We start from the raw sequence: 15,510 nt of genomic DNA on the forward strand, positions 1-15,510 counted from the left end.
TATCCTAGTTTAGTTTCTCATCAATTATTGATTGTTACGATTCCCAGAAAACGCTCTCATTGCCAAATCTTGAGCCTGTTTCATGGTTTCCTGTAACTGTGCCGACAAATTCGTGATTTGTTCATTTTGTCGCTCAATAGTTGCTTCTAAAGATGCCACTTGCAATTCATATCCCTGTTGATTAGATTCCCATTCCTTAGCCAACAGATCCGCCTTCACTTTTGCCTCGCGAGTAGCTTCTTGAATCGCCTCTTCTTTGGCTTTATTTAAAGCCTGTTTTAACTCTTCCTTAAAGGTCGCCACCCGTTGGCGATCGCTCTCAAATTTAGCCTGTTCCGCATTCAACACTTTTTCCCTTTCCCGCCAATTTTTCTCATGTTCTTTAGTCGTTTCTTCAATTTGACGTTCTAAGCGACGTTTCGCTTCCTCATATTGATCAGTTTCAATTTGTCGCTGTCGCTGTAAATTATAGCTATAATCTTCCGCTTCCTGCTGACGATGTTTCGCCGTATTTTCTTGATATTCAGCCGCAGCAGTCTCAAAGTCCTCTTGTTCTTTTTCCCATAACTTCCGTTCCCTAGCTATCTCTTTTTCCAGGCTTTCTTGGCGTTGGCTGGCTTGTGTCTCTAGCCGGTTCATCTTTTCTTGATGTTCTTGCGTTACCAGATGCAAAACATCAGCCACCATCCGAATTTTCTGGAGTTCTTCCAGTTGCTGAGATTGAATACTAATGCCGCGTTTAATAGCATCTAATTTCGCAGATTCGGTTTCCAGTTTTTCCGAGAGTTCCGTGATTACACCACTAAAATCTAGCTGTAAATCTGCTAATCCTTTCACCAGGCTATCAACCGTATAAGTCGCCGCCTGTTCCAGAACCTGTTTCCGTTTCTCCCGTTCGGCTTGTTCTTCTTTCGTGGCTACCTTGGAAACTATATTTTGGCGATCGCTAATAATTTTAGAGAACGCCGCCATAATTTGAGACTGGGTTTCTAAAGATGCTAATTTGCTCATTATTTCACCTCAAATGCTAATTTTAGAGTCAGAAAATACCCCAAAAATGGCTAACTTAACTCTCTTGGGTATCGACAAATCTCCGGATTTTAGCGATACTTATATCTGAGTTGTTTTGATGCTCACTTCTAGCGGGTTTATCCGGGTTTAAAGTTGCTAAAATGGCGCGACAATTGGGGCAGCGATTACCTTCCCAGCAATAGCAACCATCCATTAATCCGATTAGCAAAGACTTCAAACGTTGATTTTCTTCGAGAACAGCCTGATAGTTTGTCTGAATTGATTTTACCACAAAACTAATATGTTGCAAATCATCAGATAGACTGGAGATATCTTCTAGGGTATGATTTCGGAGGCGATCGCTTAAACTCAAGTTTTCCAGCAGTTGACGTTCCCACAAATCCTTTCGCGTTAACCGGACTACATTTTTCATCAGATACCCTCTAAATTTCAACTGGCTAACCCTCCCCTCGGTAAGAGGAGAGTTAAGCTATCCATCCGATTCAATCCCTAAGACACTGCTACCGGAACTTGTTGATCATTAACCGGAGGTAACATCATCTCATTGTCGCGATCTGAGGGAGAATGAGCCGCCATTAAACAAGCCACTTCATGGGGTGACAAATTATCCAAACAGATCATTTGTCGGGTTCCTTCCAAATCAATCATACGGGACAGGTTAGCCGGATCAGCTAAAACCGCCGCCGCCTGTTCTAAAATCGACCAATCACTACGTTCTACCCAAGACCACTTTAAACTATAGTAATTAATCGGTTTTACCACTCCATTTTCATCCGGTTTCTGACCAGAATGGCGGACAAATTCCGGCACAAAAATCCCCATAGCAGGTTCTACACCTTGGCTTTGTACAGAAGCCACCAACCGGTTAAAATCACTGAGAGAGCGACTTTTAATATAAGTGACCAATACAACACCTTGGGGGAGTTCTCCCGATTCAGCTACAAACCAAATTTGTCCCCATAATGTGTTGTTAGTTTGCCCTAAACTGCCAAAAAATTTGCTAAATTTGATAATCGTCATCGAGCATTTAGAGCCATATTCTTCATCTCCAATCATCCATTTTCCCGATTGGCAATTATTACGGACAGCGATCGGCATTTCCGGCACTAGCATCGCTTCTTTGTGCTTACTTCCAAATACAGAAATTGTGGGTTTTTCGTTAGTTTTATTCATGGTTTCTACAACTCGTGAAAATGTGGACAAAATCAGCGTTTAGCGAATCACAGAAACTGTTTTTTCTGGTTCGGGATAAGTAGATAATGGTTGGGGTTGTGCTTTCAAAATCTTTAAGGCGGCGATCAGTTTCTCTAAAGTCTCCGTGTGAGCGGCAGTAAAATGAATGCTAAATCCTGTACCGTCGCGCGTATAACCCGGACAGACTAGGGACGCTGAACCTAGTTCCTCATGGGTGGCAATATAGAGCCAGTCGTGATCATTTAGTTGGTAATGGGTATCAGTCCAAGTCCTGAGCATGGGATCTGTCCTCCGGTTCGCCATTTCACCCAACATCTGGAAGCCTTAGACTCTACATCTATGGCATGATGTGGTTTTATTGACAGTTGAGCGCTATCAGTAGAGCCTTGGCAGTTGATGCTTTGTTCAACTACATCTATACTAACAAGTGTTGATGGTTTCGTCAAGTTATCAGTTGAAATTTTGTTCAAGGTGTCTTATAATAGAGACCAGGAGGACAATGCCGTGGACGAAACACAAACTTTTGGTAAATTGATCCGTCAGGCTCGCAAGGATAGGGGCTACTCCCAGCGAGAACTGGCGGGGTTGCTTGGTGTGGACTTTACCTATCTATCAAAGCTAGAGAACGATCGCGCTGATTATGCTCCCAAAGAGGAGGTAATCCGGGGTTTAGCGCGAAATTTGGGCATAGATGAGGAGGAGTTAATCTTTTTGGCGGGACGCATTCCCCACCATTACGAGAATTTCCTCAAACAGAATAACCGGGAGATCACAGCGCTATTTCGACGACTTCAGGAAAACCCTAATTTTGCTAAACAGGTATTTGATGCAGCTTCGGGGAAAGATCAGTGAGTATTCTCAAACCCTATCGCTTTTATGCGAAAGAATCTATTGAACGTCGCGCTGATCAGATTCTTCAGCGCATGGCGGCTACCCCTAATTTTGCTCCTCAGTGGCCTTTTGAGTCGAGTTTGGTGGCGGACTTTTTAGATTTGGGGGTAGTATGGGATTACATACCAGCGGACGAACAAGGGGCGATCGCCGCCCGCATTATTCCCGCCGCTAGACAAATTGAGATTAACGAAGAGATTTTAGAAAAACCCCAAGGGTTTATCGAGTCTACGATCGCCCATGAAATCGGACACTGGGTCCTTCATATTAATCAGGATGAGGTGGACGGGGTAGCTCGACAGTTAGAATTGAATCTGGGAAATTACGGTTGGTCATCCTCAACAGCCCAGGAACCATTTGTCTGTCGCAGTGGTGCGGTTTCCTCTCAAATTGCTTCCATTGAATGGCAGGCTCAATATTTTGCCAGTTGTCTGCTGATGCCTCGTCATATTTTGGAGGAAAAGCGATCGGGTCGCGATCTCAGTAAGTGGTCTCATCTCTACAGTATTAGGGATGAGTTGGGGGTGAGTATTTCTAATCTGACTAACCGCCTACAAGATTTGGGTTGGATTACTATTCCCAAAGGTCAGCGCCAAATTTATCTGGGAGAAGCTGATTTAAACAAGCAACAACGCTTATTCGGTTAAGCTGGGTAGTTTCAACATCACCCCAGCAATCAACCAGTAATAAACGGCAACGGGGTCGGTATCGAGAGGATACCAGTAGGGGTTGTAACCGATAATGATAATAAAAATCCAGAAGACAATACCATCATTTCTCAGATGAGAATTGCGGACTTGATGATAAGATTTGAAACCTTCGATCATCAGGGTGGTTACCAATATTAAAAAGGCGATCGCTCCTATGATGCCTAATTCGTAGATGAGTTTAGAATAATAGGTTTCTAGTAGCCGTGTGCTACCTAGACTGCGGGTGGCATTAGTCCCTCGTCCGAGTCCATTACCTAATAAGCCTCGGCTATTTCTGAGAGTCCACTGAGTTTGATCTATGACAAATTCGGGAGGGGGGGATGCTATCCAGCGTCCGGTAAAACTTTCAATTCGTCCCTCGGCTAGATTAGGAAATATGACGAGGGTAGTTAACAAAAATAGTCCGATGGCTAAAAAGCTAATTAATAATCGCTTCCAACGAGATATATGACTGGTGGCAACCATTAATAATATCAGCACCACAGGTACGGCCAAAAAAGCGGTTCTCTGACCTGAGATGACGGCATTTATCATGATTAAGAATAGGGAAAATCCGCCAGTTATCTGCCAAGTGATTTTCGGGTCATTGAGGGCAGTTAGAAAAGCAAAAAAGGCACTGGAAATTAAAAACCATGTCCAATGCCACGGCGAGACAAAGGTTCCTGGAAGTCGGATAAAATTGGCTTCTGGTAGGTAGCCTAAAGAACCCCCAACTAGACACTTGCGCTGTAGGTTGGCTGTTAGTAAAAGATGGGGTTCTAAGCCGCTATTGTCAGGACAAACACCTGTGATGACTAACCAAAATTGAGCGATACCTAGCAGACAACATACTATGGCTAAAACTACCTGTAAACGATTGAGGAAATAGACATCTTGACTTTTACGGATCAGGTAATATCCACAGGTGATTAGGGGGATATATCCGATTAAGATGGCTAATCCGAAAATCCCCATAACTATGGGAATTCCCCTAGGGTCATCACTAAAATGTTGCCCTCCATTGACGATAATTAGGTTAATTAAAGCAATCCCTACAAAGATTAATAGCGGGATTTTGAGATGTTTATTAATCAGAATTGCTTTGCCTTCACGAATTAAGACAACCAGCATTCCTAAAAGGGCGGGAATGTAAAATAATATATTTTTTAGTAAGTGAAAAATAGGTCGATCATCCCCTACCCAATAGGCGATCGTCCCCGCCAAAGGTAAATAAATCAGTAAACCCCATAATCCTTGGCGGGGATATCGGTAGGATAAAGCCGCACAGAAAATGGTGATAATTACATAAATAATCGCGATCGCCCCTAGGTCATTTCCAAACATGACCATAGCGACAATTAATGATAAAACACTCACCCAACCCAGATAGGGAACTAAGCCTGATGTGTGATTAAATAAAGATTCGGAGTCGGTGACTGTAGGTATCTCGTTTTCTTCCTCTGTGAAAGCGGAGGAATGAGGGGGAGATTCATTTTGATACTGTAATGATGAAGGATGATTGTTGGGTTCTGACATGGATGCACTTTACCCTTACTAATTGTCACCCTGATTCAAATTCGATCGCCCAAATTTGACAAATTCGTTGCTGCTTTTGGGACGGTAGTTGATGGTAGACACTAAGTATCTCTTGGTGGGTGAAATCAACAATTAGGGCAGATATTTGGTTAGGATTTTTAGTCCTGACCAAGGCAGATTTTAATTGTTCGAGATCAGCCATTCGTTAATTAAGTTATTCAGATGGGGAATTGGGGGACTCCGAGGGTAGCGGTAAACTGGTTAAGTCCGTTGGCGGGTTGACTGTCCGATCGCCCTCGGAATTGGGACGCGGGTTCATATCCTCGGATTCTAGGGTTTCGGTAAATTCGGTTAATTGTTGAAAGAGGCGATCGCTGATCCTAAACATGATCGGATCTTCTGGCTGATTCTCTGCCATGTCCTTGACTCCACGAATTTAGATCAGTTGTTTAACCAAGGGGATGATAATTCCGATTAGAGACCCCCCCAATAGGGAAAATAAGCATAAGATACTGACCCCAAAGCCAATCATCCGCTTTTCCGCCGCCTGATAGTATCCCCACGCATAGAGAATGCGCCCAACTATCCATACTGCCCCCAAACCCGCAGCCACTAAGGGACTGACAAACTCAGAAAACAGCCACAACGCTGGAAGGAACATAATTAACTGTTCTAGGGTATTTTGCTGTACCCGCAAAACTCTTTCAAAGTTGGGATCGCCTGTCATGTCAGGAGGCATAACCTTATATTTCATTCTAGCTCTACCTACGTTGATGGTGACAACCAGGTATAGGATAAGCGCAGATGCAGTGATTAGGCTTGGCCAAGGTGACATAGATTGATTGCCTCGTGAGTATCTACCACAATATTAACCTGCTTCGCCATTTTGGGTGGGAATTTCTCCGTATCTACCCTCAGACAGGTTTTTAGCCCATTGTGATCACAGTCACATAAATTTGGTCAAATGATCACAATCATTCAAACTAGCCGATCACGAGACTTTTTCAGGATTATCACGGTATCGGCGGATAGTCGTCACGGCAATCTTACGGCAGATCGTCAATAATCGATATTGTTGAAACCGAGAGATAGGTAAGTTAACCGTGATTCTGAACCCACAACTATTAAATCTTATTTCCATCGAAAAGTCAAGATATTTCCAGGAAATTAATCTGAAGTCCAAGCTGGAAGTCATCTTCACTAAAATGGTCAGCAAGTTGGGTTTAAATAATCACCAAAACTTGCATCATGAACATCCCCATTTTTCGAGGAACTATCAAGATAATACTACCATGAATATTGACATCCTAAATCGCCCAATAGTTCAGGACATTTTAGTTGATAGTAATACCATGGAGAATATTGATCAATATCCCATTAACATCCTCCACAATATTGCTCTAGCGGAAACTGTATCGTAAGATTTACTATCAAAATATCAGGATTCGGCAGCTACAGCAAGAAAACAGAAAGCTGAAAGAACTAGCTTTTTTGGATGATTTAACGCAATTAGCAAATCGACGTAAGTTCTATCTTTATATGGAACATACTTTACCAAGCCAAAAAGGACAACCCATCTCTTTAATTCTCTTAGACATAGATTTTTTCAAGCCCTACAATGATAATTATGGTCACTTAGCGGGAGATTTATGTCTGCCAAGAATTGCCAAAGCTATTCAAGAAGCTATCACGGCTTCTCATAAGCAAAAGCCCTACTTAGCCGCCCGCTACGGTGGTGAAGAGTTTGCGATTATCCTACCGGGTCTTAAATTAAAAGAAGCCCTGAATGTAGCGAACCAAATTCGCCTGAAGGTTTTGGCTAAAAATATCCCCCACTGTGGGTCTGAGATTGGTTCATGTATTACCCTTAGCGCGGGAGTTGCCAGTCAAATTATTGGGGATGATTTATCACCAGAAGACCTGATATTAAGTGCAGATAGGGGATTGGATCAAGCGAAAAATAGCGGGCGTAACCGAGTTTTATCAGAGTCTTGATTGGCAATTAGTTCTCCTAAAGTTTTCATAGCCATATCTATTTTGGGAGACCAAAGTAAACCACAATTTAAGCGAAAGCAGTTTTGATAGTTTCCTGATGCAGAAAACATGGTACCAGGAGCAATGCTAATTTGGCGTTGGTAGGCTTCTTGGTAAAGTGCGATCGCATCAAAATGGGGTGGAAGTTCTACCCATAAGACGTGACCTCCTGTGGGGCGCGTTACTTTAGTTTCTGGGGGAAAATAATCACAAATTGCCTGAGTCATTCGTAAAACCTGTTCCCCATAAGCCCGTCGTAGGTGTCGGAGATGGCGGTCATAACCTCCATTGGCTAAAAAGGCAGCGATCGCTAATTGATTAGCTGCCGCTGTGACAATGTTAGTAAACAATTTGAGTTGTTCGACGGTGTTTTGATAACGACCAGCGACCACCCAACCTACCCGCAAACCGGGAGAAATGGTTTTACTACAAGAAGAGCAATATAAAACCAAACCCTTTTTATCAAACGCTTTAATCGCCTTCGGACGCATCTCATCAAAACCTAAATCTCCATAAACGTCATCTTCCACCAAAGGAATATCGTAGCGTTCCAGAATTTCCACTAAGGCTTTTTTCTTGCTATCTTCCATACAGCTTCCCAGGGGATTACTAAAATTGGAAACGATCGCACAAGCAGCCACCTGACCTTGACTCAGGGCGTTTTCCAAATCTGGTAATGATAAGCCGGATCGCGGGTGGGTGGGAAGTTCCAAGGCTTTTAGGTGTAGAGATTGCAAAATTTCTAACAATCCATAATAGGATGGGGACTCGATCGCCACTGTGTCCCCCGGTTTTGTGATCGCGCGTAGAGATAAATACATCCCCTCTGTCGTCCCATTCACAATCAAAATTTGGTCTGGGGTGAGGGAACAACCCGCATCCATTAATCTCCTGGCTACTTCATCGCGTAAAGGTTCCAACCCTGGTAGCGCGTTATAGGAGTGACAGACTTCTGGGTTTTGACGCATTACCTGTCCCATCAGTCGATTTAATGCGGCGAGGGGGAATAGTTCCGGGTCAGGGACGGCGGCACCGAGTTTAATCATTCCTGGTTCCCGTAGGACTTTATTGATCTTAAAAGCTATTGAGGTATCTACGTTACAGGCTAGTCCCGGAGGGGCTGAGGAGGTGGGTTCTGCGGGTGGAAGTGACAGAATATGGCGAACATAGTACCCCGACTGAGGACGCGCGACAATTAGCCCTCTGTCTTCGAGGAGGCGATAGGCTTCTAATACTGTAGTGATGCTAACACTCATCTGTTGGTGCATTTTGCGGACTGAGGGAATGCGCGAGCCTGGTTTCAGGGTCCCTTCTTTAATGAGGGACTGAATGCGGTTGGCTACCTGTTCATACAAATTCACTCCGGGAGACTTTTCCACGGGTCTGGCTTTCATGGTCATACCTCCAAATCCCTTACAAGGATACAGTTGCTGATTTTCTTACCATAACAGTTGCCAAAAATTAAACTGTTATGGCTACAATTCATCATAACTGCATCTGTTATTTTTGGCTGAGGTAGGTCATACTTTTTATAGAGTGATCGAAATTTACTTATTTTGGCGATCGCTTATTTATGTGAACCGCGATAAATAAGGGAGTTTAAAGTTAGCATCTCCTCTACTTTATGGTTTGTTACAACTGAATATTCATGGAGGAATTGTGGCGATGAAATCAACGGAACGAACTGCTTGTAGTACCATGCCATTGACGGGTAATGCTTTGGTGAATTATTCCGGCATTTACCCCACAAAAGGTATTGTTAATTGGTGGCAAAAAATACCTAGTTTATTGTATAATTTTCTGCTGGGTGGCGGGGATATCAGAATCTCTGAAAGTTATGATCAAGATGGTGATTTAGTCTGGGATGTTTATGACCCTTTCACTCGGCGCAATCAACGTTTTTATACGGAACAAGATGTCAGAATTTGGTTAGAATCCCGCTATTCTAAATAATCCGGGGTTTATTTGTCAACCCAATATCTGAGGGATATCTATTGAGTCTGTCAGTAGGTTAGACCCTACTTATACCCAATTTTTGATTCAGGGGGTTTTTATGGTGAAACAACAGAATTGGCAAAATCATCGGTTATTATCCCGATCGCATCTTTGGGGCGATCGTCTCATCAAACTGATACACAATACCATCGAATTTAGTCTCTTTTATGGTGAATATATAGTCATACCTCCCGACCAAAGACTAAAGCAACTGTCTCATAAATAAGACCAGATCACCTAACCCCCTAACCACCCTCTCCCAGAAGGTGAGAAGGTGGTGGGGGCTGATTTCTGTATTGATTGAGAATGGCTATATAGAATGGGACTAGAGTAACTGTCAACAATTCACATGATTGGGGATTATTCAATGGCTGAAAACTTAGTAAATAAATATCAATTTTGGGTAGATAGAGGCGGTACATTTACAGATATTGTCGCGCGCAAACCAGACGGTAGTTTAGTGACCCATAAACTCCTATCAGAAAATCCTCAACGTTATCAGGATGCTGTGGTAGCTGGTATCAAAGAAATTTTAGGAATTGGTTTGCATGAACCCATCCCAGAAAATTGTATTTCTGAGGTAAAAATGGGAACCACAGTAGCAACCAATGCACTCCTGGAACGCCAAGGCGATCGCACTGTGTTAATCATCACCAAAGGCTTTAAAGATGCTCTCCGCATTGGCTATCAAAATCGCCCCGATATTTTTGCCCAAGAAATCATTTTACCATCCCTGCTATATGAAAGGGTAATCGAAGCAGAAGAACGCTACAGCGCCCAAGGGGAAGAACTGCAACCTCTCCAATTAGAACCCTTAAAAATCGCCCTAAAAAAGGCTTATCAAGACGGAATTCGCAGTTGTGCGATCGCCCTAATGCACAGCTACCGCTACCCCAAACACGAACAACAAATCGCCGAAATCGCCGCCGAAATTGGCTTTACCCAAATTTCCGCATCCCACCAAATTAGCCCCCTCATGAAGCTAATCAGCCGGGGAGATACCACCGTAGTGGATGCTTACCTCTCACCCATTTTAAGGCGTTATATTGATAAAGTTGCCCAGGAATTATATGGCAACCAGCCCCCAAAAGATGCAGTATCTAGCCCGCCGCAAAACCTGCCTAAATTAATGTTTATGCAGTCCAATGGTGCTTTAACTAACGCCCAAAACTTCCAAGGAAAAGACAGCATTTTATCAGGACCTGCTGGCGGCATTGTCGGCGCAGTGAAAACCAGTAAACAGGCAGGTTTTGACAAAATTATCACCTTTGATATGGGTGGAACATCCACAGATGTCGCGCATTATAATGGCGAATATGAAAGACAATTTGAGACCGAAATTGCGGGAGTCAGAATGCGAACGCCTATCCTTTCTATTCATACTGTAGCAGCCGGGGGAGGTTCAATTTTATGCTTTGACGGTTTCCGCTATCGTGTCGGTCCAGAGTCTGCGGGTGCTGATCCAGGTCCCGCTTGCTATGGTGGTGGGGGACCTTTAACAGTTACTGACTGTAACGTAATGTTAGGCAAAATTAGACCCGAATTTTTCCCCCAAGTATTCGGACCCCAAGCCAATTCACCCCTTGACCCAGAAGTAGTTAAAGCCAAATTTAACCAGTTAGCCGCAGATATTACTCAAGCCACCGGAGACCCTCGCCAACCGGAAGAAGTGGCGGCGGGTTTTATTGCGATCGCCGTAGAAAATATGGCTAATGCGATTAAGAAAATATCCCTACAGCGGGGTTATGACGTATCCGAATATACCCTCTGTTGCTTTGGCGGCGCAGGAGGTCAACACGCCTGTGCGATCGCAGATACATTAGGCATTACACGGGTGTTTATTCATCCCTACGCTGGCGTTTTATCTGCCTATGGCATGGCCCTAGCAGATGTAGGTAACATCCGCGAGAAAGCCATAGAAGCCACGCTAAACGAACATTTATTAGCAGATATCACCCCAGTTTTAGCCGATTTAGAAACCGAAATGCGATCGGAACTTGACCCCCACAATTCCCCCAACGACATAGTTTTTTATCGCGCTAATTTAAAATATCAGGGGACTGACTCCACCCTAACCGTCCCATTTTCTCCCCAAGTCGAACCCATGAAAGCCGCCTTTGAAACCGAACACCGCACCCGTTATGGTTTTGTCAAAGCCGACAAAAAATTAATAGTTGAATCTGTATCCGTCGAAGTAGTCCGCCAGATGGAAAATCCCCCGGAAACCATATTATCTCGTCGAAATGATCAACCCCCATCTCCTATTGCTACCGTCCCTATGTTTGCTAATCAGAAATGGCAACAAACCCCCGTATTTCCCAGAGAGATTTTACAGCCAGGAGATGAAGTAATCGGACCTGCGATTATTCTTGAAGCCACCGGAACTAATATTATAGAACCAGGTTGGTCTGCCCAATTAACCGAACGCAATCACTTAGTTTTAGCCAAAATTTCCCAGCCCCAAACCTCCCCCATTGACACCAATACCTTGACCAATAAACCAGATCCCGTGCGTCTGGAAATTTTTAAAAACCTGTTTCAGTTTATCGCGGAACAGATGGGAATTACCCTACAAAATACGGCATCATCAGTTAACATTAAAGAACGCCTAGATTTTTCCTGTGCAATTTTTGATGAATTGGGGGAACTCGTAGCTAACGCTCCCCATATTCCTGTACATTTAGGCTCTATGGGAGAAAGTGTCCGCAGCCTAATTAAAGCCAAAGCCGAAACTCTCAAGCCGGGGGATGTTTATATGCTAAATAATCCCTATGATGGCGGGACTCACTTACCTGATATTACCGTCATTACTCCAGTGTTTGATACCGCCGGATTAAACATTTTATTTTATGTGGCATCTCGCGGTCATCATGCTGACCTGGGAGGGATAACACCCGGTTCTATGCCGCCCCATAGTCAAACAGTATTGGAAGAAGGGATTTTAATCGATAATTTCCAGTTGGTTGATAGTGGCAAATTCCGAGAAGCAGAATTGCTGAAATTATTAACTCATCATCCCTACCCGGCGCGGAACCCGGAGACTAATATTGCTGACCTACAAGCACAAATTGCCGCTAACGAAAAAGGGGTGACGGAATTACAGAAAATGGTCGCACAATATGGGTTAGCCACAGTCCAGGCTTATATGAAATTTGTCCAGGATAATGCTGAGGAGTGCGTGAGAAAGGCTATTTATGTTCTGCGGGATGGTCAGTTTATTTATCCTCTGGATAATGGGGGAGTTATTCAAGTCGCGATTAGCATTAATCGCCAAAACCGCAGCGCTAAAATAGATTTCACCGGAACTTCTCGACAATTGGAAAGTAATTTTAATGCGCCCCAGGCGGTTTGTAAAGCGGCGGTTTTGTATGTATTTCGGACTTTGGTGGCTGATAGTATTCCCCTCAATGCTGGATGTCTAAAACCTTTGGAAATTGTCATCCCTCAAGGCTGTATGCTTAACCCCAAATTTCCGGCGGCTGTAGTAGCGGGAAATGTCGAAACTTCTCAGGCTGTGGTTGATGCTTTATATGGCGCTTTGGGGGTTATGGCGGCTTCCCAGGGAACTATGAATAATTTGACCTTTGGAAGCGATCGCTATCAGTATTATGAAACCATCTGCGGCGGATCTGGCGCAGGTCCAAATTTTCACGGGACCGACGCGGTACATACTCACATGACTAATTCTCGCCTAACTGATCCAGAAGTGTTAGAATGGCGTTATCCAGTTCTGATCGATGCTTTTGCTATTCGCCCCCACAGCGGCGGCGGCGGAAACTATCGCGGTGGTAATGGTATTATCCGCCAAATTCGATTTTTGGAGGAAATGACTGCCACTATCCTATCGGGACATCGCATCATTCCACCTTTTGGTATGGCTGGGGGTGAACCGGGTATGGTGGGGCGTAATTCCATTACTCGCCAAAATGGGACTGTTGAAGATCTCGGTAGTACGGCGATCGCCCTTATGGGTATAGGGGATGTGTTGACCATCCAAACTCCCGGCGGCGGGGGATATGGTGCGCCACAATAACCTATAATAGGCTAGAAACCTCTTTGACCATGGGGAGTTTGTCTAAACCCATAGACATATTGACTCCCCTTTTGGTATCGCCTAACATATAATACATAATGCTATATGATCTTCAGCTAAGTTGACCCGGATTTAGTTAATCATTTAATCGGATTGAGTCAGTATAAATACTGGTCAAAAATATAATCCTTTCCCTTGTATAACCCGCCTGAAATACTATAATCACCACGGTCAGACTTAAACCCAGATACCCCCTAAGTGTCAGTCCTTGATTTTCATTAATGATATTACTAGCACCTAAAAATGTAGCCAGAATAGCATTTTTTTTGAGGGAGTTAGTAGTAGCTTTCCCCCAGGATACCAACTAACATATTCAGCCTAAATATATGAACGAAAAAGACGAATTTCTTTACCCCAAAACCCGTTATCGTGGAGAATTTAGCCCCCAAAATATGATGTTTAACTCTAACCTCCAAGAGTTTGCACATAAGGTGAACTATATCTGTGGGTTAGAAACCAATGGTAAACTGAGTTCCGAAGTGGCTTACCAAAGAATCAAACAACTCTGGAAAGAATTAAAAGAGTCCAAAAAGAATCTTAATATTGGCGAAAATTCAGCCAACCAAGACCCAGAATAACTAGCCATGGTCTGCATAACTACAAGCCAGGGATAAAATCCCTAATTTTCCCACAAAATTAGCCCATATTCATCATTTTCAATGTCTCACCCAATTACCGTTACCGTCCCCGCCACCACCGCCAATATTGGACCAGGGTTTGATTGTATTGGTGCAGCCCTCAGCCTATATAATACCCTAGAATTTTCGCCTTTAACAGATACAGAAAAACCCCACCAAATTACCGCCGAAGGACTAGAAAGCGATCGCGTAGCCACAGACGATCGCAACTTAGTTTATCAAGCCTTTCTCAAATTCTACCATCACATCAATCAAACTCCCCCTCCCGTCAAAATTCACATCAAACTAGGAGTCCCCCTCGCCAGAGGTTTAGGAAGTTCAGCCACAGCAATTGTCGGGGGTTTAGTGGGTGCAAATACCCTAGCCGGAAACCCCCTAACTCCAACAGAAATTATGGAAATGGCGATCGCCATAGAAGGACACCCCGACAACGTAGTTCCCGCCCTGTTGGGGGGCTGTCAGTTATCAGTAGCCGACCATAACCACCGCTGGCAGATCTGCGAAATTCCTTGGCATCAAGATATAGTCCCCGTCGTCGCTATTCCCGACTTTGAACTATCCACCGCCGAAGCCCGCAGCGTCCTCCCCTCCCATTATACCCGCGCCGATGCCATTTTCAACACCGCCCACCTAGGTTTATTAGTCCGAGGCTTAGAAACCGGACAGGGAGACTGGTTGCGCGTGGCTATGGCTGACAAAATCCATCAGCCCTACCGCCAATCTCTGATTCAGGGTTATGATACCGTCAGACAAGCCGCCTTAGATGCAGGCGCTTACGAATTAGCCATTAGCGGGGCAGGACCGACCCTTCTAGCCCTCACAGACCCCCCCCACACCCACTTATGTGTATCTGCTATGAGGGAGGCTTGGAGGGGCTATAACATCGGGGTAGATGTGCGATCGCTTGCAATTGATACCCAAGGCGCTAAAGTCACTTAATTTCCCTACTCATTACCAGCCGAAAGAGTCAGTAAAAATGCCAGATTTTCCTCAGTTTTCAGGGCGTGGGGTGCGTTGGCTTTCATAAATACAAACACTCCCGCCTCTAAGGTAATCTCTTTCCCCTCCAGAATTAAAATTCCGCGACCTTCCAAAACGTTAACCGTCGCGTTTTTGGTAGCTGTATGTTCCGAAATTTCCGTGCCAGCCCCCAAACAAAATAGGGTATATTGACAGTGAGCATCTTTCAGCAAAACCCGGCTAACAATTCCCCCCTCCGCATATTGGATATAATCATCCAACTTAATAGCCGTTGAAGTATTTAGGGATATGATATCGCTCATAATAGCTCTCTCCATTTTATGGGTGGCTATTTGAGATCATATCACATTCGCTTCATGTCAACTTACCCCCCACCCCCAAACATCCTAGTTATCAGTCATGGCGTTACCTAACCTGAGTCGAGAAT

Annotated in this window: 19 protein-coding genes; 9 read left to right on the forward strand and 10 right to left on the reverse strand. The window is 44.1% G+C overall.

From position 1 onward, the window contains the following. Positions 1-24: 24 nt before the first annotated feature. From HFV01_RS24380 to HFV01_RS24395, 4 genes are all read right to left on the reverse strand, one after another. On the reverse strand, positions 25-1,011 hold the full coding sequence (locus HFV01_RS24380) for a coiled-coil domain-containing protein (RefSeq protein ID WP_006621826.1): 987 nt from the start codon (positions 1,009-1,011) through the stop codon (positions 25-27). 55 nt (positions 1,012-1,066) lie between these two features. Then, positions 1,067-1,444: a hypothetical protein gene (locus tag HFV01_RS24385; RefSeq protein WP_046321084.1), complete on the reverse strand. Its 378-nt coding sequence runs from the start codon at positions 1,442-1,444 to the stop codon at positions 1,067-1,069. A gap of 77 nt (positions 1,445-1,521) precedes the next feature. Then, a complete protein-coding gene (locus HFV01_RS24390) occupies positions 1,522-2,205 on the reverse strand; it encodes a hypothetical protein (protein WP_006621829.1) in 684 nt (227 codons plus the stop codon). A gap of 39 nt (positions 2,206-2,244) precedes the next feature. After that, positions 2,245-2,505, reverse strand: a complete 261-nt coding sequence (locus HFV01_RS24395) for a hypothetical protein (protein ID WP_006621830.1) — start codon at positions 2,503-2,505, stop codon at positions 2,245-2,247. 225 nt (positions 2,506-2,730) lie between these two features. Here HFV01_RS24395 and HFV01_RS24400 point away from each other — a divergent pair, with 225 nt between their 5' ends. Further along, positions 2,731-3,078 (forward strand): helix-turn-helix domain-containing protein, encoded by a 348-nt coding sequence (locus tag HFV01_RS24400; protein ID WP_039932693.1) that lies wholly within the window; start codon positions 2,731-2,733, stop codon positions 3,076-3,078. After that, on the forward strand, positions 3,075-3,764 hold the full coding sequence (locus HFV01_RS24405) for an ImmA/IrrE family metallo-endopeptidase (protein WP_046321085.1): 690 nt from the start codon (positions 3,075-3,077) through the stop codon (positions 3,762-3,764). Before HFV01_RS24400 ends, HFV01_RS24405 begins: the two co-directional genes overlap by 4 nt. On the opposite strand, the gene HFV01_RS24410 is transcribed toward HFV01_RS24405, so the two are convergent. The 4 genes from HFV01_RS24410 to HFV01_RS24425 are packed head-to-tail and all read right to left on the reverse strand — an operon-like array spanning position 3,753 to position 6,177. Then, complete coding sequence (locus HFV01_RS24410) at positions 3,753-5,342, reverse strand: hypothetical protein (protein WP_193520463.1); 1,590 nt, start codon at positions 5,340-5,342, stop codon at positions 3,753-3,755. The genes HFV01_RS24405 and HFV01_RS24410 overlap by 12 nt on opposite strands. 25 nt (positions 5,343-5,367) lie before the next feature. After that, positions 5,368-5,544, reverse strand: a complete 177-nt coding sequence (locus HFV01_RS24415) for a hypothetical protein (protein WP_006621834.1) — start codon at positions 5,542-5,544, stop codon at positions 5,368-5,370. 12 nt (positions 5,545-5,556) lie between these two features. After that, complete coding sequence (locus HFV01_RS24420; RefSeq protein ID WP_006668837.1) at positions 5,557-5,760, reverse strand: hypothetical protein; 204 nt, start codon at positions 5,758-5,760, stop codon at positions 5,557-5,559. 18 nt (positions 5,761-5,778) lie between these two features. Next, positions 5,779-6,177, reverse strand: coding sequence for an MAPEG family protein (locus HFV01_RS24425; RefSeq protein ID WP_006668838.1), 399 nt, complete (start codon positions 6,175-6,177; stop codon positions 5,779-5,781). Between the two features lie 268 nt (positions 6,178-6,445). Between HFV01_RS24425 and HFV01_RS24430 the strand changes: the two genes are divergently transcribed. Then, the gene (locus HFV01_RS24430) at positions 6,446-6,763 is read left to right on the forward strand and encodes a hypothetical protein (RefSeq protein ID WP_228116458.1); all 318 of its coding nucleotides are present in this window, start codon (positions 6,446-6,448) and stop codon (positions 6,761-6,763) included. 70 nt (positions 6,764-6,833) lie between these two features. Beyond that, positions 6,834-7,337 (forward strand): GGDEF domain-containing protein, encoded by a 504-nt coding sequence (locus HFV01_RS24435; RefSeq protein ID WP_008056766.1) that lies wholly within the window; start codon positions 6,834-6,836, stop codon positions 7,335-7,337. On the opposite strand, the gene HFV01_RS24440 is transcribed toward HFV01_RS24435, so the two are convergent. Continuing rightward, entirely contained in the window at positions 7,292-8,770 is a 1,479-nt protein-coding gene (locus tag HFV01_RS24440) for an aminotransferase-like domain-containing protein (RefSeq protein WP_035759901.1), read from the reverse strand. The genes HFV01_RS24435 and HFV01_RS24440 overlap by 46 nt on opposite strands. A gap of 271 nt (positions 8,771-9,041) precedes the next feature. On the opposite strand from HFV01_RS24440, the gene HFV01_RS24445 reads away from it, so the two are divergent. The 5 genes from HFV01_RS24445 (at position 9,042) to thrB (ending at position 15,041) form a co-directional block, all read left to right on the forward strand. Further along, positions 9,042-9,329: a hypothetical protein gene (locus HFV01_RS24445; protein WP_006668841.1), complete on the forward strand. Its 288-nt coding sequence runs from the start codon at positions 9,042-9,044 to the stop codon at positions 9,327-9,329. Positions 9,330-9,429: 100 nt separating this feature from the next. Further along, complete coding sequence (locus tag HFV01_RS24450) at positions 9,430-9,597, forward strand: hypothetical protein (protein WP_155839093.1); 168 nt, start codon at positions 9,430-9,432, stop codon at positions 9,595-9,597. A 141-nt stretch (positions 9,598-9,738) separates the two neighbouring features. After that, entirely contained in the window at positions 9,739-13,404 is a 3,666-nt protein-coding gene (locus tag HFV01_RS24455) for a hydantoinase B/oxoprolinase family protein (protein WP_193520464.1), read from the forward strand. A 386-nt stretch (positions 13,405-13,790) separates the two neighbouring features. Then, complete coding sequence (locus tag HFV01_RS24460; RefSeq protein WP_006621845.1) at positions 13,791-14,042, forward strand: DUF7219 family protein; 252 nt, start codon at positions 13,791-13,793, stop codon at positions 14,040-14,042. Positions 14,043-14,123: 81 nt separating this feature from the next. After that, on the forward strand, positions 14,124-15,041 hold the full coding sequence (thrB, locus tag HFV01_RS24465; RefSeq protein WP_006621846.1) for a homoserine kinase: 918 nt from the start codon (positions 14,124-14,126) through the stop codon (positions 15,039-15,041). Positions 15,042-15,046: 5 nt separating this feature from the next. Here the strand turns inward: thrB and HFV01_RS24470 are convergent, their stop codons facing one another. Further along, entirely contained in the window at positions 15,047-15,385 is a 339-nt protein-coding gene (locus HFV01_RS24470; protein WP_046321095.1) for a cupin domain-containing protein, read from the reverse strand. Positions 15,386-15,510: the final 125 nt, after the last annotated feature.

The organism is Limnospira fusiformis SAG 85.79 (genome assembly GCF_012516315.1).
Taxonomy (GTDB): domain Bacteria; phylum Cyanobacteriota; class Cyanobacteriia; order Cyanobacteriales; family Microcoleaceae; genus Limnospira; species Limnospira fusiformis.

Coding starts and splice junctions, on each gene's coding strand:
- HFV01_RS24380 (WP_006621826.1), bottom strand. CDS start 1,011: ATGAGCAAATTAGCATCTTTAGAAACCCAGTCTCAAATTATGGCGGCG.
- HFV01_RS24385 (WP_046321084.1), bottom strand. CDS start 1,444: ATGAAAAATGTAGTCCGGTTAACGCGAAAGGATTTGTGGGAACGTCAA.
- HFV01_RS24390 (WP_006621829.1), bottom strand. CDS start 2,205: ATGAATAAAACTAACGAAAAACCCACAATTTCTGTATTTGGAAGTAAG.
- HFV01_RS24395 (WP_006621830.1), bottom strand. CDS start 2,505: ATGCTCAGGACTTGGACTGATACCCATTACCAACTAAATGATCACGAC.
- HFV01_RS24410 (WP_193520463.1), bottom strand. CDS start 5,342: ATGTCAGAACCCAACAATCATCCTTCATCATTACAGTATCAAAATGAA.
- HFV01_RS24415 (WP_006621834.1), bottom strand. CDS start 5,544: ATGGCTGATCTCGAACAATTAAAATCTGCCTTGGTCAGGACTAAAAAT.
- HFV01_RS24420 (WP_006668837.1), bottom strand. CDS start 5,760: ATGGCAGAGAATCAGCCAGAAGATCCGATCATGTTTAGGATCAGCGAT.
- HFV01_RS24425 (WP_006668838.1), bottom strand. CDS start 6,177: ATGTCACCTTGGCCAAGCCTAATCACTGCATCTGCGCTTATCCTATAC.
- HFV01_RS24440 (WP_035759901.1), bottom strand. CDS start 8,770: ATGAAAGCCAGACCCGTGGAAAAGTCTCCCGGAGTGAATTTGTATGAA.
- HFV01_RS24445 (WP_006668841.1), top strand. CDS start 9,042: ATGAAATCAACGGAACGAACTGCTTGTAGTACCATGCCATTGACGGGT.
- HFV01_RS24450 (WP_155839093.1), top strand. CDS start 9,430: ATGGTGAAACAACAGAATTGGCAAAATCATCGGTTATTATCCCGATCG.
- HFV01_RS24455 (WP_193520464.1), top strand. CDS start 9,739: ATGGCTGAAAACTTAGTAAATAAATATCAATTTTGGGTAGATAGAGGC.
- HFV01_RS24460 (WP_006621845.1), top strand. CDS start 13,791: ATGAACGAAAAAGACGAATTTCTTTACCCCAAAACCCGTTATCGTGGA.
- thrB (WP_006621846.1), top strand. CDS start 14,124: ATGTCTCACCCAATTACCGTTACCGTCCCCGCCACCACCGCCAATATT.
- HFV01_RS24470 (WP_046321095.1), bottom strand. CDS start 15,385: ATGAGCGATATCATATCCCTAAATACTTCAACGGCTATTAAGTTGGAT.